Genomic DNA, 16,621 nt, shown 5'->3' on the forward strand with positions numbered 1-16,621 from the left:
GTCGGTGTGCCGGCGCGACGGCCGCGACCGACAGTCAGCGCAGGCGGCGGATGTCGCCGAACGCCCGGTAGAACCCGCCCCGGCTGGACTCGCGGACCTCGGTCACCAGGTAGCGGGCGCCCGGCTCGCGGATCCCCTTGGGGAACTGCACGGACCAGTCGTGTCGGTAGCCGTCGGACAGCACCTGGACCCGCAGCCGGCCCCGATCGTCGAGGCACTGCACCACCACGCCCGCGCCCGAGTCGCTTGTCACCTCGACGATCGTCGGCTGCACCGGCAGTGGCGCCTGGCGGGGGGCCTTGACGTCGCGCACCTCGGGCACGTCCCCGGCCTGGGCCGACCGGATCGCCGGCTCACTCGCGTCGATGCAGGCCAGGTAACCACCGGTGGTGACGACGTAGAGCCGGTCGTCGTGGTACTGCATCGAATACGCCGAGCCGCAGCCGGTGCCGAGCTTCCACAGCCGGGTGCCGTCCGCGTCGAAGCAGTAGATCGAGGACTGGCTGTCACCGGCGAAGACGTAGCGGCCGCCCTCGGCCGTGGCGCAGGAGAACACCGGGGCGTCGCACCGGTAGCTGCCCTCGGGTCGACCGGCCTTGGACAGCCGCACCACCTCGCGGGTGCTGGTCCCGGCGAACACGCTGCCCCGCTCCTGCCAGCCGAACAGCACCGAGCCGGTGCTGGTGTGCCACAGCTCCTGGCCGGTACGCCACTCGTAGCCGGTCACCCCCCGCGAATGGCCGTGGTAGATGGCGTCGTCGTCGCACCGCACCATCCAGGCCGAACGCCCCCGCCCGGGCCTGCGCCACAGGAACTCGTCCTCGTGGTCGACGGCGGTGATCCCGCCGTCGGCATCCGAGACGCCCAGGACGCCGTCGTGGATGTCCAGCCAGTAGATGTCGATTTCCGGGGCGATCGCGTACGCCACACGGGGCACCTTGCCGGAGAGGTCGTAGACGTTGCCGTCGTCGCAGCCGGCGTAGATCCAGGCGTCGTCGGCGACGATGCACTTCACCCCGTCGGGAAGGCGGACCTGCCCGCGCACCCGGGCGTCGTGGTCGAGCGTGGTGATCACACCGTGCTCGTTGCCGACCATGCAGTGCCGCCCGTCGACGAAGATGCCGAAGGCGGGAGCGCCGGAGTCGTAGCGCCAGAGCACCGGGGCGGTGTGGGCGGTGGAGCGGGTGCTGACGATCTGCCGCCGGGAGACGCTGCGCTTCTGTCGGACGCCCGGGACCGCCGGCGCGTAGCCCTTGCGGACCTTCTCGCCGATCTTCTTCGCCGCGGCCGCTCGGGCCCGAGCGTTGTCCGGGTAGGCGCTGGCCTTGACCTGCCCCTGGTCGCCGATCCGGCCGTAGCGCACGGTCAGTGTGGCGTTGTCGACGATGACCTCGTAGAACTTGTGCGCACCGTCCACTTCGGACAGTTCGAGGTAGGTCGTCTCCTGGGACATGAGGGCCTCCGGGGGGTCAGCGACCGACCTGGGCGGGCCGGCGCGGCGACAGTGCCCACACGTTAACGACCGCCACCGACACAATCGGCGGGTGCCCGGAGAGCGCCGGGCACCCGCCGACACCGGATCGGCCCGGTGCGGTCAGCCCGAGGTGCAGGAACGGACCTGCGGACGGGCGCTGCTGTTGCCGTTGGTCATCGTGGTGAAGCCGAAGGTGTTGCCGCTGCCGTTGGAACGCATGGTCATCACCGTGCCGCTGCTGTCCCAGGTGGCGTTGCCGTTCCAGACGGTGGAGACGCGCTGCGGCGCGGTGATCGCCACCACCACGCTCCACGTGCTGGCGCCGCTGACCGTCACCGACGTGTTGTACCTGTCGCCCCAGACGTTCGTGGTCGTCGCCGTCGCGGTGCAGCCGCCGGTGCCGGGGGGCGGGGTCGCCGTGCTGGGCGGCGGCGTGCCGGTGCTGGGCGGCGGGGTCGTGCCGTCGGGCGCGACCGCGCGACCGGTGGACGGCGAGATCATGCCGGGGCACAGGTTGCGGCTGGTCAGGTTGGCCATGATCTGGGGGATCGCGTCGCGGGTGTTCTGGATCCCGTCGTGCATGAGGATGACCTGACCGGCCTGGAGGCGGCTCGCGTTGGACACGATCTGGCTGACGCTCGCGCCGTTCCAGTCCTGTGAGTCCACGTCCCAGATCACCTGGCGCATGCCGAGCGAGGACGCGACCGACTGGAGGGTGGCGTTGGTCTCCCCGTACGGCGGACGGAACAACTGCGGTCGGACGCCGGTGGCCGACTGGATCGCCGAGCTGGTCTGGGACAGGTCGGACTGCATCTGCGACTGGCTCATCGAGGTCATGTGGGCGTGGTTCCAGCTGTGGTTGGCGACCCACATGCCGGCGGACACCTGCGCCTGCGCCGCGGAGCGGTTGTTCTGGACGTTCTGACCGACGTTGAACATCGTGGCCCGTACGCCGTTGCCGCGCAGCACGTTGAGCAGCGCGCCGGTGCTGCCGGTCGGTCCGTCGTCGAAGGTGAGGCCGACGTAGCCGTTGCAGGAGGCGGCGCTGGACGGGGCCGAGGTGGCGGCGAGGACGACGCCGCACGCCGCGACGGCGGTGGCGAGGACGGCCAGTGCCGCGCGCAAACGCCTCGACCGCAGGGCCGGGCCGGGGGAGACCTTGCTCATCTGATGCCCCTTCTCGCGGGCCGGACGCGCCTGGAACGGGGGCGGCGCGGTCCGGTCGGGTGTGGGTGAGTGGGGAGGCCAACCGAATCCGCCGCGAAGCCGATCGCATTGACCTCGATGGATCGGAGTATTACAGCGGGATTTCCGATGCGTCAACAAGTTCCGGTATTCCTCCGGAACAAGGCAGCGGCACCGCTCCGAGCTCCACCCCGTGCTCTACTGGCAGAAGCGCCGGGACGCAGAGGGCTCGATCATCGGTCGATCAAGCCGGCTGCCATGTCGACAGGCGCATTGATCCGGAAAAGCGGCCGGAAGTATCGGCGACCCCCCGCCGGCATCGCCGCACCGTGATCCACTCGGCTTCCCGACCATCGGTGGGCCGTCTCCACGACCCGCCCCGCCCTGCCGGGGAGGGGTGACGTCAGGTGCCCAGCCGCAGGTGCCAGCGCGTGCCCTGGCTGGTGAGCCGGACGATCGCCAACGGTTCCACGTCCACCTGTCGGTACGTCGACACCGGCAGGTCGAGGGCGTGGACGACAGCGACCCGGAGCACCAGCGGATGGGTCACCGCGACGATCCGCCCGCCGGCTGTGCGCTGCCCGTCCAGCCAGCGACCGACCCGGTCCCGCACCGTCGTGACCGACTCGCCCCCGTGTGGCGCGCGGTCCGGTGCGGACAGCCACTCGTGCAGCGCCCGCGGCTGCTCGGCGGCGATCTCCTCGAGTGCCCGTCCGGTCCAGTCGCCGTAGTCACAGTCGGCCAACGCCGGCTCGATGGTCGGCAGCAGGCCGAGGGCGTCGGCGGTCTGGGTGGCCGCCGCCGCCGGACTGGACAGGCAGGCGGTGCCGGCGCTCAGGCGCCCGGGTCGGTCCGCTCCGGCGTGGGCCAGGGCGCGGGCGGCGCGCAGGCCCCCCTCGTCCAGACCGTCGTCGGGCCCACCGAAGCGGGCCCGACGCAGGGCGACGGTGTGACCGTGGGCGACCAGCCGGAGGCTGGTGGCGGTCACCTGCTCGGCAGTGCGGTGGCGGTCCGGCGGCGCAGGTCGCGGTGCATCAGGGCCGCGAATACCAGGCCGATCCCGGTCCAGAGCACCACCTGAGTGCCGAGCGAGGCCAGCCGGAAGTCCCACAGCAGGGTCGCCGGGAAGTCCGCCGGAACCTCCTGGAAGGAGGGCATCACCACATAGGACACCACGGCGACCAGCAGGAACCCGCCGGCGGCCGCGGCGGCGCGCTGCCAGAGCGGCGCCGTGTTGCCGACCGCCCGATAGCCGAGGGAGCCGGCCCACACCGCCACCAGGCCGAGCACCACCATCAGCAGGTAGGTGACGGTGCGCTGGTTGATGGTGGCCGGGTCGCCGACGGCCGGCGGGTTCGCCGGATACTTCAGGAACGGCACGATCACCGCGCCGAGCAGCGCCGCGCCGGCCAGCAGCAGGCCCGAGCGGCCGTCGTCGTAGGTCCGCCTCCGGCGGGACAGCAGGACGTACGCCGTGGCCAGCAGGCCACCCATCGCGGCGCCGAACAGGCTGGTGGCCAGGAACAGGCCTCCGCGCTGGCCGGTCCGGCTGACCAGGGCGTCCTCGTGGTCGTGCCCACCGGTCGCGGGCTCGGCGTGCGTCGCCGCCTCCTCGATCGCGATGGCCGCCTCGACGCGCGGTTCGCCGGCGACATAGGCGAACACCCCGGCGAGCAGGCCGGCGAGCAGGCCGGCAAGCAATCCGCGGACGAGGACGGTGACGAACGACGGGGCGGTGGCCGACGTCAGTGGCACGGGACACCCAGCAGGTGCCGGCCGTCGTGCATCAGCTCGTGCAGGTACGTCCCGCTGCGCGAGACCGCTCCCTGATCGAAGGCGACGAGGTAGGCCAGCAGGCTGAGCAGGACGACAGTGGCGAGGACCGTCCACAGCAGACGGGTGTTGCCAGCGGGGTGCACCAACGGCTGGCTGGACGTGGAAGTAGACATCAGACACGAACCTCCCCGGGGATGACGCGTCCCCATCGCAAGGCTGCGGACGAGCGAGCGTCCTGGCTCGCGGCCCCATTGGGTCGGGACCGCTTACAGTGGCGCGACCGCGCCGGATTCACACCGGCTTCCCTCGCGTCGCCGCAGATAGTGGGTCGACGGTATCGGGGTCGCCGCAGGCGGTCAACCCGACCCCGTGAGCAGGGCGGCAGTCCACGGTGAGTAGTGGTATCGACAAGTTTGAATTCTAAAGATATGATGCTTGGTTGCGCTGAAGCACCCATTTGGCGGCCCCGCAGGCCTCCTGTTACCGCTAACATGGTCAAACTGCCGGATCGGTTCCGAATCATCGAGTCGACCCGGACGTCTGACCAATGACTGGGCGGGGTGGGGGAGAGCACGTGAGCACGCCAGGACATGTTCGATGACGAGCACCGAGGCCGCGTCGGACCGGGGCATCGTCGACGCGCACCATCATCTCTGGGTCCGCGCACGGCACCCGCAGCCCTGGATCGATCCGCACACCATGGCCGCGATCGACAACGATTTCACCCCGCTCGATCTCGCCCCGGTGGCCCGAGCCGCCGGAGTCACCCAGACCGTCGTGGTGCAGTCCATCGCAGCCCGGACGGAGACGCCCGAGCTGCTGGGCATCGCGGCCGACGATCCCCTCATCACCGGTGTCGTCGGCTGGGTCGACCTCACTGCCGACAACGTCGCTGATCGCCTCGACCGGCTCCGGGCGGCGCGCGGCGGAGAGCGACTGGTGGGCATCCGCGACCTCGTCCAGTCCGAGCCCGACCCGGCGTACCTCGACCGCCCGGACATCCGGCGGGGCATCGCCGCGGTGGGTGCCGCTGGCCTGGCCTTCGACCTGCTGGTACGCGACCACCAGTTGCCGGCGGCGACCCGGCTCGTCCGCGACCTGCCCGAGATGCGGTTCGTCCTGGACCACCTCGGCAAGCCCTCGCTCGGGCACGCCGGCCTCGGCGACTGGCCGCGCGACCTGCGGGCGCTCGCTGCCGAGCCCAACACGACGGCGAAGCTCTCCGGTCTGGTGACCGAGGTGGACGGCCCCTCCTGGACGACGGCGGACCTTCGGCCCGCGGTCGAGCACGCACTCGACGCGTTCGGCCCGGACCGGCTGATGTTCGGCTCCGACTGGCCGGTGTCTCTGCTCGCGTCCTCGTACCCGCGCTGGGTCGAGGCCCTCACCGAGCTGCTGGGCCCGCTGGGCGACGACGAGCGGGCGGCGATCTGGCGGGAGACGGCCCGCCGGGCGTACCGGCTGGACCCGGCCTGACCTCGCGGCGGCGCGCGGACTGACCGGCCGCACCTCGGGCCGGGCCTGCCGAGGAGCGGCGGTTTGATCTGACGTATGCCGTGGCCGAGCCGGGTAACGACGACAACACTCCCGTAAGACCTTGGCAACATGAGTCAATGCGTGGCAAGGTAACGCCTGATCGAGGGAAACATCCGACCTATCTCGACGGGTACGTGGGCACAAGCTCACGTACCCTGCCGGGAGGTTCGGTGGGTCAGAGGTTGCCGGCTCGTCGGGGACTCCCCCGTCCCGCGCTGGCGCCACGGTTGGGGAGGTCAGATCCGACGATGAGCACCGTCGAGGCATCCGCCGGCACGCAGCGCGGCGAACTCAGCGACTGGTTCCGCGAACGGATCTCCCACGCCGTCTCCGAGTTGACCGCCGCCACCGCGCTCGTCGTCCTGTTCGTCGCGCTGACCTTCGCCAGTCCCTATTTCCTGACCGCGGACAATCTCTTCAACATCGGAGCGCAGACCGCGGTGATCGCCATCATCGCCACGGCGCAGACGATGGTCATCATCACGAAGGGCATCGACCTGTCCGTGGGGTCGGTCGCCGCGCTCGCCGGCGTCGTGGGAGCGATGGTCGTGCGCGATCTCGGCTTCTCGCTCTGGGCGGCGACCGTGGTCGCGATAAGCGTCGGCGCGCTTGCCGGTCTGCTGAACGGCCTGCTGGTGACCGTGGCCCGGATCCCGCCGTTCATCGCGACACTGGGCACGATGTCCGTGGGCCGCGGTCTGGTCTTCATCATCACCGGCGCGGTCGGCGTCTACGGCCTGCCCCGATCCTTCCAGCTGCTCGGCAACGGCGAGATCCTCGGCATTCCGTTCGCCGTGCTGATCACCGTCCTGGTCGCGGTCGGGGTCGCCTTCCTGCTCTCCCAGACCCGCTTCGGTCAGTACACCTACGCGATGGGCTCCAACCTGGAGGCCGCTCGCCGCTCCGGGGTCCGGGTGGGGCGTCACCTGACCGGGGTGTACGTGCTGGCGGGTGTGCTGGTCGGGCTGGGCGGCATGATCGCCGCCTCCCGCGTCAACTCCGGCCAGCCCAACTACGGGATCTCGTTGGAGCTCGATGTCATCGCCGCCGCGGTCATCGGCGGCGCCAGTCTGTTCGGTGGTCAGGGCCGGATCGTCGGGACCATCATCGGCGCGTTCCTCATCGCCCTGGTGCGCAACGGCGCTGTCCTGCTCGACATCAGCATCCACTACCAGCAGGTGATCGTCGGCCTGATCATCTGGGCCGCCGTCTACTTCGACCAGTACCGCCGCCGGCGGCTGGAATCACGGGGTTGACATGCCATTCCGAGACTCCGAACGAGGAAGGACACACACCATGGCGCACACCACCACCAGCCGGCGGACGCGACGGTCGATCCTGGGCGTACGGGCGGTTCTGGCCGCGGCCGCGGCGACCGCTCTGCTCAGCGCCTGCGGCGGGGTCGAGGTCCGCGACGGGGGCGACGGCGCGACGAAGGACGCCAGCGGCCCGTTGAAGCTCGCCGTCGTGCCCAAGGCCGTCGGCGCCGACTACTGGAACACCGTGAAGGCGGGCGCGGAGTGCGCCGCGCAACGCGCGGGCGACGTCACCGTGCAGTGGGACGGGGTGACCACCGAGACCGATGTCGAGGGCCAGGTCAACCTGATCCAGAACTTCGTCACCAAGAAGGTCGACGGCATCGTCTACGCGGCGACCGACTCCAGCGCGCTGGCGCCCGCGACCGACCAGGCGCTCGCCGCGAAGATCCCGGTCGCGATGATCGACTCTGGCACCAGCCCGCAACCGTCGAGCGTGCCGCTGTTCGCCACCGACAACCGCGCGTCGGCCACCGAGGCGGCGAAGTTGCTCGCCACCGAACTCGGCCCCGGCAACCACCAGGTGGCGCTCGTGGAGTTCCAGCCGGGATCGCAGACCAACACCGAGCGCGTGGACGGCTTCAAGGCCGGCCTCGCCCAGTATCCCAACCTGAAGCTGGTCGGCCAGCAGCCCAGCCGCAGCGACGTCAACGAGGCGCGGCGCGTCACCGAGAACATCCTCACCGCCAACCCCAACCTCGCCGGCATCTTCGCGGCCAACGAGCCGAGCGTGCTCGGCGCCGCGCAGGCCATCCAGGCGGCCGGGAAGTCCGGCAAGGTGGTCATCATCGGGTGGGACGCCGCCCCGGACGAGATCGCCGGGGTGCGCAGCGGTCAGATCTCGGCGCTGGTCGTGCAGAACCCGTTCAAGATGGGCTACTTCGGCGTCGACAAGATGGTCAAGCACCTGCGGGACAAGGCCCCGCTGGCATCGGCCGACACCGGCGTCACGTTCGTCACCAAGGAGAACATCGACTCCGCGGAGATCAAGGCGGTGCTCGAGCCGAGTTGCGCCAACCCCCCGGTGCAGTGATGGGCACGACCCCGACGGCAACCGCCGACAGCGACACGCAACCGACCTCCGAGGATCCTCCGGTCCTCGAAGCCCGTGGCATCGTCAAGCGGTTCGGGCACGTCGAGGCGCTGCGCGGCGCCGACTTCACGGTCCACCGGGGCGAGGTCGTCGCGCTGATCGGTGACAACGGCGCCGGCAAGAGCACCCTGATCAAGACGCTGTCCGGTGTGCACCCGCCCGACGAGGGCGAGATCCGGGTGGATGGTCGTCCCGTCCAGTTCTCCACGCCTGTCGACGCCCGGCGTGCGGGTGTGGAGACGGTCTACCAGGATCTCGCCGTCGCCGACGATCTCAGCGTGGCCGCCAACCTCTACCTCGGTCGGGAGATCCTGCGCTCCGGGCCGCTCGGCCGGCTGGGTCTGCTCGACAAGCGCGCCATGCGGCAGGGCGCCGCCGCGGCTCTCGACGAACTGGGTGTGCGGATCCCCCGGGTCACCACCCCGATCGCGATGTTGTCGGGTGGGCAGCGACAGTGCGTCGCGGTGGCCCGCGCCATCATCTGGGCGACGAACGTGGTCATCCTCGACGAGCCGACCGCGGCGCTCGGCGTGGTCCAGACCGGGCGGGTGCTCGACGTCGTCCGGCGGGCCCGCGACGCCGGCATGTCGGTGGTGCTGGTCAGCCACAACATGCCGCAGGTGCTCGAGATCGCCGACCGGGTCGAGGTGCTGCGGCTCGGCCGCCGGGCGGCCCGGCTGCGCGCCGACGAGGTCACCACCGACGACCTGGTCGCGGCGATGACCGGGAGCACCGCCGGAGAGCGGGACGACCGCTGAAGTCGTCGACCGGGGCGCGCGCGATCACGTGATCGAGGGCGCGCCCCGGAGCCGCCGGGCCGGGGGCGGGTGCGTAGCGGGTCGCCGTACGCCGGAGTGGTTGTTCAGAACCGCGCCGGCTCGACGTTTGCCTCACCGTCGTCGGGTTGCCCGTGCAGCGATTCCTCCACCCCGATCAGGTGGTTGGCCATCCGGATCCGGGCGCGTTCCGGGTCCCGGGCCACGAGGGCCTTCAGGATCGCGACGTGCTCGTCGTGGGTACGCCGGTCCGCGCCCTCCTCGTGCAGGCTCCGCCAGAGCCGCCCGCGCAGCGTGCGCCCGGCGAACGCCTCGATCAGACCGACGAGCACCGGATTGTCGGCGTGCACCGCGATGATCCGGTGGAACGCGATGTCGATCTCCATGATCCGTTCGTGCTCCTGCGGCGACCGACCGGCGATCCGCGCGGCCTCGTCGAGGAGCACCCCCGCCTGGGCGAGGGCCTCGTCGGTGATCCTGGTCGCCGCCAGCCGGGCGGCCTCGCACTCCAGCAGCCGCCGGACGATGTGGACGTGCCGTGCGTCGCCCTGGCCCTGGAAGTCGACCACGAAGCCCATCGGGGCCAGCAGCTGCGGCGCGTCGAGGTTCGTGACGTAGGTGCCGTCACCCTGGCGGATGTTGACGATGCCGAGGATCGACAGAGCCGACATCCCCTCGCGCAGCGAGCCCCGCGAGACGCCGAGCGACTCGGCGAGGTCCTTCTCGATGGGCAGGCGGTCCCCGGGCTTGAAGTGCCCTTCGAGGATCATCCGCTTGATGCCGTTCACCACCTCGTCGGTGCGCGACATGACATCCCCCTAGCGGCCGGCGGGCGTGGCCGTCCCACCCGCGATCACGTACGACTCCGGAGAAGACACCGTAGTCGGGTCTGTCGTCGCCCAGTAGCCGCCGTCGGGGAACCGGTAGAGCTCGACCGACTCCTGGCGCATCCGGGTGGAGTAGCCGGGCTGGCGGGGCAGGACGTAACCGCTGCCCGAGCCGGTGTCCTGGATGATGCACGGGTCGGTGAAGTGCTCGTGCAGGTGGTCGACGAACTCGGTCACCCGGTTGGTGAGATCTCCGGAGATCGCGACGTAGTCGAGCACCGACACGTGCTGGACCATCTCGCACAGCCCGACACCGCCGGCGTGGGGGCACACGGGGATGTCGAACTTCGCGGCGAGCAGCAGCACGGCGACGATCTCGTTGATGCTTGCCAACCTGCCGGTGTCCAGTTGGCAGAAGTCGATGGCCTCGGCCTGGAACAACTGCTTGAACATCACCCGGTTGTGGCAGTGCTCGCCGGTGGCGACTCCGATCGGAGCGACGGCGCGGCGGACGGCGGCGTGGCCCAGGATGTCGTCGGGGCTGGTCGGCTCCTCGATCCACAGTGGCTCGAACTGGGCGAGGGCCTTGACCCACTCGATGGCCTGACCGACGTCCCACACCTGGTTGGCGTCGATCATCAGGTTGCGGTCCGGGCCGAGGATCTCCCGGGCGATGCCGCACCGGCGGATGTCGTCCTCGAGGTTGGCGCCCACCTTCAGCTTGACGTAGCCGTAGCCGGTGTCCACCGCCTCCTGGCACAGCCGGCGCAGCTTGTCGTCGCCGTAGCCGAGCCAGCCGGCCGAGGTGGTGTAGGCGGGGTAGCCCGTCCGGTCGAGCTCGGCGAGACGGGCCGCCTTCGTGCCCTCCTTGGCGCGCAGGATGGCCAGCGCCTCGTCCCGGGTCAGCGCGTCGGACAGGTAGCGCAGGTCCGCGATGTCGACGAGTTCCTCGGGGGACATGTCGACGAGCAGCCGCCACAGCGGCTTGCCGGCGACCCGGGCGACCAGGTCCCACGACGCGTTCAGCACGGCGGCCAGCGACAGGTGGACGACGCCCTTCTCCGGGCCGAGCCACCGCAGTTGCGAGTCGGAGGTGAGCAGGCGGTAGACCGCGCCCATGTCCGACGCCATCGTCGCGACGTCCACGCCCACGAGACGCTGTGCCTGGTGGACGGCCGCCGCGACGACGATGTCGTTGCCCCGGCCGATGGTGAAGGTCAGACCGTGGCCCGCGAGTGGCGCACCGGTGCTGTCGACGCCGTCGGTGTGCAGGACGACATAGGCCGCCGAGTAGTCGCCGTCCTTGTTCATGGCGTCGGAGCCGTCAGCGGTCAGGGAGGTGGGGAAGCGGACGTCCTCGACGGTGACGGCGGTGATCTGCGGCATGCGCTCCTCGCCCGGTTAGGCTAAAGATCAGATGATCTCTGGGAGTATACGGAGGGTCAATCCGACGCGTCAACGACGTCGATCACCCGGGAATCGAAGACATCTAATGTTTTTCCCGCGCCGCTGATTCGTCGACGTGCCGTCGGCGTGGTCGACGTGCCTGGTCCGCAGGCCCCGGCCGGGGCGATGGCGGTCTGTGTCGCGCTGGTAGACGCCCTGACTGCCGGCGACGCCGCGGGCTGCGGAGGCGCCCCGAGACCGATGGGGACGGTGACGCGAGAAGTGGATAGTGGTCCGGAAGATTGGATGTCCACTCCGGAAAGTTGCATTGACCGTCGAGTATGGGTAGGGGTCTTTACATCTAAAGACTTAATACATCACACCTTTCCGAATGTCGACACCCGCTCGGCCTGCCGCGTGCCGCGCGGGCGTTCGCCGGCCGCGCGTCGACGGGACCCGGCCCGGTAGGCGTGGCCGGTGACGACCATCACGGGCGTCGCCGTCGACACGCCCGAGACCGACATGTGGGGTGTGACAACGGCAGCGTCCCTATATATGGTGTCGAGCGCAGCTGGTTCGACCGCTCAGCCCGAGCGGTCGAGGCAAGAGGGAACCCGGTGGAAATCCGGGACTGTCCCGCAGCGGTGAGTGGGAACGACAGCCGTCATGAGCACTGGGCCACGAATCGGCCTGGGAAGCGACGGCCAGTAGGAGACCGGCCAACCCGGTCGTGCCCACGAGTCCGAAGACCTGCCAGCGCGCCGCGTACCCACACCCGGGTGAGCGGCGGTCCGAGGCCGCGTGGGACGGCCGACGCCACCTGACCCACGCCGTCCCGGCGTGGCGTCCGCCGGTGTCTGTCTCCACGCGTTCGAGGGGCCATCAGGTCTCGAACTCGCGAGGAGTGAGTGGTGACAGTCACCGAGGTAGTCCCGGCAGTCGGCGACCCGGCCGTACGGCGGACGCCGATGCAGGTCCGCAAGCGCAACGGCGCCACCGAATCCGTGGACGTCAACAAGATCGTCCGGGCGGTCGAGCGGTGGGCCGACGACCTGACCGACGTCGACCCCATGCGGGTCGCCACCCGCACGATCAGCGGCCTGTACGACGGCGCGACGACTGCCGAGCTGGACCGGCTCTCCATCCAGACCGCGGCCGAGATGATCGGCGAGGAACCGCAGTACTCCCGCCTCGCCGCCCGGCTGCTCTCCAGCTACGTCGGCAAGGAGGTCCGTCGGCAGGGCGTGACCTCGTTCAGCGCGGCGATCCGGATCGGCCACGCCGAGGGCCTGATCGGCGACGACACCGCCGCGTTCGTCGCCGCGCACGCCCCGATGCTCGACGACGCCGTCGATCCGGACGGTGACCGGCGGTTCGAGTACTTCGGCCTGCGCACGGTGTACGACAGGTACCTGCTGCGCCACCCCACCAGCCGCCTGGTGCTGGAGACCCCGCAGTACTGGCTGCTGCGGGTGGCCTGCGGGCTGTCCCAGACGCCGGACGAGGCCGTCGACTTCTACCGACTCATGTCCAGCCTGGCCTATCTGCCCAGCTCACCGACGTTGTTCAACTCCGGCACCCGGCACACCCAGATGTCCTCCTGCTATCTGGTCGACTCCCCACGCGACGAGCTGGACTCGATCTACCAGCGCTACGCCCAGGTCGCCAACCTGTCCAAGTTCGCCGGCGGCATCGGCATCGCGTACTCCCGGGTGCGCTCCCGGGGCGCGCTGATCCGCGGCACCAACGGGCAGTCCAACGGGATCGTGCCGTGGCTGCGCACGCTGGACGCGAGCGTCGCCGCCGTCAACCAGGGCGGCCGGCGCAAGGGCGCGGCCTGCGTCTACCTGGAGCCGTGGCACCCGGACATCGAGGAGTTCCTGCAACTGCGGGACAACACCGGCGAGGACGCCCGGCGCACCCACAACCTCAACCTGGCCAACTGGGTCCCGGACGAGTTCATGCGCCGGGTCGAGGCCGACGAGATGTGGTCGCTGTTCGACCCGCACGAGGTGCCCGAGCTGCCCGACCTGTGGGGGGAGCGGTTCGACGCCGCGTACCGCCAGGCCGAGGCGCAGGGCCGCCACGTGCGGCAGGTCCCGGCGCGGGAGCTGTACGGGAAGATGATGCGCACCCTGGCCCAGACCGGCAACGGGTGGATGACGTTCAAGGACGCCGCCAACCGGCTCTGCAACCAGACCGCCGAAGACGGCAACGTGGTGCACCTGTCCAACCTCTGCACCGAGATCATCGAGGTGTCCAGTGACGCCGAGACCGCCGTGTGCAACCTCGGCTCGGTGAACCTCGCCGCGCACCTCACCGACGGCGGCATCGACTGGGAGCGGCTGCGCGCCACGGTCCGTACCGCCGTCACCTTCCTCGACCGGGTCATCGACATCAACTACTACCCGACCGCGCAGGCGGCGGCGAGCAACCCCCGCTGGCGGCCGGTCGGGCTCGGGCTGATGGGTCTCCAGGACGTCTTCTTCGCGCTGCGGCTGCCGTTCGACTCACCGGCCGCCCGGGAGCTGTCCACCCGGATCAGCGAGGAGCTGTACCTGACCGCGCTGGAGACCTCCGCCGACCTGGCGCGCGAGTTCGGCGCGCACCCGGCGTACGCGCAGACCCGCGCCGCGCGCGGCCAGTTGCAGCCCGACCTGTGGGGCGTCCAGGGCACGCAGACCGCCAGGTGGGACGCGCTGCGCCAGCGGGTCCAGGCGGACGGGCTGCGCAACTCGCTGCTGGTGGCGGTCGCCCCGACCGCGACGATCGCGTCGATCGCCGGGTGCTACGAGTGCATCGAACCGCAGGTGTCCAACCTCTTCAAGCGCGAGACCCTGTCGGGGGAGTTCCTCCAGGTCAACACCGCGCTGGTCCGCGAGCTGAAGGCCCGCGGCCTGTGGACCGACCGGATCCGCTCGGCGATCAAGCGGGCGGAGGGGTCGGTGCAGGACATCGCGGAGCTGCCGGCCGGCGTCCGGGAGTTGTTCCGCACCGCCTGGGAGTTGCCGCAGCGTGCTCTGATCGACCTGGCCGCCGCCCGGGCCCCGTTCATCGACCAGTCCCAGTCGCTGAACCTGTTCCTGGCCGCACCGACAATCGGCAAGCTCTCCTCGATGTACCTGTACGCCTGGAAGGCCGGGCTGAAGTCCACGTACTACCTGCGCTCCCGCCCCGCCACCCGGATCCAGCAGGCCACCGTCGCGGTGCTCGCGCCGGTGGCGGCCGACGCGGAGGCGCTGGCCTGCTCGCTGGAGAACCCCGAGTCGTGCGAGGCCTGCCAGTGACCCCCGCCGACGCCACCACCGCCACCACCGACACGAGGACCACGCACATGCTGCTCGACCCCGGGATGGACCTCACCCTCCGCCCGATGCGCTACCCGCACTTCTTCGACAGGTTCCGCGACGCCATCCGCAACACCTGGACCGTCGAGGAGGTCGACCTGCACGCCGACCTCGCCGACCTGGACAAGCTGTCGCCGGCCGAGCGGCACCTGGTCAGCCGGCTGGTGGCGTTCTTCGCCACCGGCGACACAATCGTCGCCAACAACCTGGTGCTCAACCTCTACCAGCACGTCAACAGCCCCGAGGGTCGCCTCTACCTGTCCCGGCAGCTGTTCGAGGAGGCCGTGCACGTCCAGTTCTACCTCAACCTGCTCGACACGTACGTGCCGGACGAGGCCGAACGCTTCGAGGCGTTCGCCGCCATCGAGAACATCCCCTCGATCCGCCGTAAGGCCGAGTTCTGCTTCCGCTGGATCGACTCCCTGGGCGACCTGCGAGAGCTGCGGACCCGGGACGACCGCCGGACGTTCCTGCTCAACCTGATCTGCTTCGCCGCCTGCATCGAGGGGCTGTTCTTCTACGGCGCGTTCGCGTACGTCTACTTCCTGCGCTCCCGCGGCCTGCTGCACGGCCTCGCCTCCGGCACCAACTGGGTGTTCCGCGACGAGTCGATGCACATGGCGTTCGCCTTCGACGTCGTCGACACCGTCCGCGCCGAGGAACCGGACCTGTTCGACGACGACCTCGCCGACCAGGTGCGGCAGATGCTCGCCGAGGCCGTCGAGTGTGAGGTGCAGTTCGCCGAGGACCTGGTGGGCCACGGGGTGCCCGGCCTGACGTTGGCCGACATGCGGGAGTATCTCCAGCACGTCGCCGACCGCCGCCTGGCCCAGCTCGGCATCGCCCCGCACTACGGGTCGAGCAACCCGTTCGCGTTCATGGAGCTGCAGGACGTGCAGGAGCTGTCCAACTTCTTCGAGCGGCGGGTGTCGGCGTACCAGGTCGGGGTGGCCGGCACCGTCGCCTTCGACGACGACTTCTAGGCGGCGACCGATCCCGGGGCCTGGCGTCGCTTGGTGAGCCACCGCATCACGTGCAGCGGGTGCGACGCCGGGTCCGGAATCGGGTGGAAGACGTGTTCCACCTCGCCGTCGGCGATGATCAGGGTCAACCGCTCGTAGAGCGTCATGTCCCCCGCGGTGCGCGTCGGCAGCCGCAGCGCGGCGGCCAGGGTCAGCCGCGGGTCGGGGATCAGCGGGTAGGGCAGCCGCAGCCGGTGGGCGAGTTCCCGCTGGTAACCGGTCGACTGCGCGGACAGGCCGTACACCCGCGCCGCGCCGGCCGCGCGGAGTTCCGCGTGGTGGTCGCGGAACCACGCGGCCTGCTCGGTGCTGCCCCGGGCGCCATGGACCTCCAGCAGACCGTTGGGCAGATCGACGCCCGGCCGCCCGGTCAGGGGGTACACGAAGATGACGCTGCGTCCGACGCCGAGCGCGCCGAGATCGACAGGTCGGCCGTCGGTGCCGTAGAAGGACAGCTGCGGCAGGCGGGTCCCGACCAGCGTGGCGGGGTCGGCGCCGACCGTGTCACCGCCGGGGACGACCTGGGTCGCGGCCGCGTCGAGACGCGCGTCCAGTGCGTCCCGCTGGGCGGTCAACCTGCCGATCCGCTCCTGCAGGCCGGTGATGGTGCTGCGGTACGTGGCCACCGCCGCCGCGCACACGTCGGCGTCGTCGGCGCCACCGGCGATCGACTCGACGAACGGGCGGGTCTCCTCGACGGTGAGGCCGAGCGCCATCAACTCGCGGATCTGGGCCACCAGGCGCACCGCGATCGGGTCGTACTCCCGATAGCCGTTGCCCAGCCGTCGGGGCACGACCAGCCCGGCCGACTCGTAGTACCGCAGCGCCCGGACCGTCGTCCCGGTCCGTCGTGCCAGTTCACCCACCCGCATCCCGCGACCCT

The 16,621-nt window shown here is 70.5% G+C and carries 14 protein-coding genes and 2 riboswitches; of the genes, 6 read left to right on the forward strand and 8 right to left on the reverse strand.

The genetic code is table 11. The features are described from left to right. Positions 1 to 34: 34 nt before the first annotated feature. The 5 genes from ACGFH8_RS19360 to ACGFH8_RS19380 form a co-directional block, all read right to left on the reverse strand. Positions 35 to 1,453, reverse strand: coding sequence for a WGR domain-containing protein (locus tag ACGFH8_RS19360; RefSeq protein WP_393368676.1), 1,419 nt, complete (start codon positions 1,451 to 1,453; stop codon positions 35 to 37). A gap of 141 nt (positions 1,454 to 1,594) precedes the next feature. Beyond that, complete coding sequence (locus ACGFH8_RS19365; protein WP_393368678.1) at positions 1,595 to 2,641, reverse strand: polysaccharide deacetylase family protein; 1,047 nt, start codon at positions 2,639 to 2,641, stop codon at positions 1,595 to 1,597. Between the two features lie 421 nt (positions 2,642 to 3,062). Then, the gene (locus ACGFH8_RS19370; RefSeq protein ID WP_393368680.1) at positions 3,063 to 3,647 is read right to left on the reverse strand and encodes a histidine phosphatase family protein; all 585 of its coding nucleotides are present in this window, start codon (positions 3,645 to 3,647) and stop codon (positions 3,063 to 3,065) included. Further along, positions 3,644 to 4,414 carry a CbtA family protein gene (locus tag ACGFH8_RS19375; RefSeq protein ID WP_393368682.1) on the reverse strand — a complete coding sequence of 257 codons (771 nt, stop codon included), beginning with the start codon at positions 4,412 to 4,414 and terminating at the stop codon, positions 3,644 to 3,646. Before ACGFH8_RS19375 ends, ACGFH8_RS19370 begins: the two co-directional genes overlap by 4 nt. Further along, positions 4,405 to 4,608 carry a CbtB domain-containing protein gene (locus ACGFH8_RS19380; RefSeq protein ID WP_393368685.1) on the reverse strand — a complete coding sequence of 68 codons (204 nt, stop codon included), beginning with the start codon at positions 4,606 to 4,608 and terminating at the stop codon, positions 4,405 to 4,407. Before ACGFH8_RS19380 ends, ACGFH8_RS19375 begins: the two co-directional genes overlap by 10 nt. A 57-nt stretch (positions 4,609 to 4,665) precedes the next feature. Continuing rightward, positions 4,666 to 4,740, reverse strand: a riboswitch (cobalamin riboswitch). A gap of 292 nt (positions 4,741 to 5,032) precedes the next feature. On the opposite strand from ACGFH8_RS19380, the gene ACGFH8_RS19385 reads away from it, so the two are divergent. The 4 genes from ACGFH8_RS19385 to ACGFH8_RS19400 all read left to right on the forward strand — a co-directional run bounded on the left by ACGFH8_RS19385 (position 5,033) and on the right by ACGFH8_RS19400 (position 9,138). Further along, positions 5,033 to 5,911 carry an amidohydrolase family protein gene (locus tag ACGFH8_RS19385; RefSeq protein WP_393368688.1) on the forward strand — a complete coding sequence of 293 codons (879 nt, stop codon included), beginning with the start codon at positions 5,033 to 5,035 and terminating at the stop codon, positions 5,909 to 5,911. A gap of 308 nt (positions 5,912 to 6,219) precedes the next feature. Further along, complete coding sequence (locus ACGFH8_RS19390) at positions 6,220 to 7,227, forward strand: ABC transporter permease (RefSeq protein WP_393368691.1); 1,008 nt, start codon at positions 6,220 to 6,222, stop codon at positions 7,225 to 7,227. A 40-nt stretch (positions 7,228 to 7,267) separates the two neighbouring features. Then, positions 7,268 to 8,320, forward strand: coding sequence for an ABC transporter substrate-binding protein (locus ACGFH8_RS19395; RefSeq protein WP_393368693.1), 1,053 nt, complete (start codon positions 7,268 to 7,270; stop codon positions 8,318 to 8,320). Beyond that, on the forward strand, positions 8,320 to 9,138 hold the full coding sequence (locus ACGFH8_RS19400) for an ATP-binding cassette domain-containing protein (RefSeq protein WP_393368696.1): 819 nt from the start codon (positions 8,320 to 8,322) through the stop codon (positions 9,136 to 9,138). The genes ACGFH8_RS19395 and ACGFH8_RS19400 overlap by 1 nt, the downstream gene beginning before the upstream one ends. Before the next feature lie 104 nt (positions 9,139 to 9,242). Here the strand turns inward: ACGFH8_RS19400 and ACGFH8_RS19405 are convergent, their stop codons facing one another. Together ACGFH8_RS19405 and ACGFH8_RS19410 are read right to left on the reverse strand one after the other, a co-directional pair. Continuing rightward, positions 9,243 to 9,965 carry a FadR/GntR family transcriptional regulator gene (locus ACGFH8_RS19405; protein ID WP_393368698.1) on the reverse strand — a complete coding sequence of 241 codons (723 nt, stop codon included), beginning with the start codon at positions 9,963 to 9,965 and terminating at the stop codon, positions 9,243 to 9,245. 9 nt (positions 9,966 to 9,974) lie between these two features. Beyond that, positions 9,975 to 11,369: an L-fuconate dehydratase gene (locus tag ACGFH8_RS19410; protein WP_393368701.1), complete on the reverse strand. Its 1,395-nt coding sequence runs from the start codon at positions 11,367 to 11,369 to the stop codon at positions 9,975 to 9,977. Positions 11,370 to 11,924: 555 nt separating this feature from the next. Further along, positions 11,925 to 12,142, forward strand: a riboswitch (cobalamin riboswitch). Positions 12,143 to 12,337: 195 nt separating this feature from the next. Here ACGFH8_RS19410 and ACGFH8_RS19415 point away from each other — a divergent pair. Together ACGFH8_RS19415 and ACGFH8_RS19420 are read left to right on the forward strand one after the other, a co-directional pair. Next, entirely contained in the window at positions 12,338 to 14,656 is a 2,319-nt protein-coding gene (locus ACGFH8_RS19415; RefSeq protein ID WP_393369112.1) for a ribonucleoside-diphosphate reductase subunit alpha, read from the forward strand. Positions 14,657 to 14,703: 47 nt separating this feature from the next. Then, the gene (locus tag ACGFH8_RS19420) at positions 14,704 to 15,699 is read left to right on the forward strand and encodes a ribonucleotide-diphosphate reductase subunit beta (protein ID WP_393369115.1); all 996 of its coding nucleotides are present in this window, start codon (positions 14,704 to 14,706) and stop codon (positions 15,697 to 15,699) included. Here ACGFH8_RS19420 and ACGFH8_RS19425 read toward each other — a convergent pair. After that, positions 15,696 to 16,610 (reverse strand): MerR family transcriptional regulator, encoded by a 915-nt coding sequence (locus ACGFH8_RS19425; protein WP_393368703.1) that lies wholly within the window; start codon positions 16,608 to 16,610, stop codon positions 15,696 to 15,698. The two genes, ACGFH8_RS19420 and ACGFH8_RS19425, sit on opposite strands and share 4 nt — an antisense overlap. Between the last annotated feature and the right edge of the window lie 11 nt (positions 16,611 to 16,621).

The organism is Micromonospora sp. NPDC049175 (genome assembly GCF_043197345.1).
In the GTDB taxonomy this organism is placed as follows: Bacteria; Actinomycetota; Actinomycetes; order Mycobacteriales; family Micromonosporaceae; genus Micromonospora.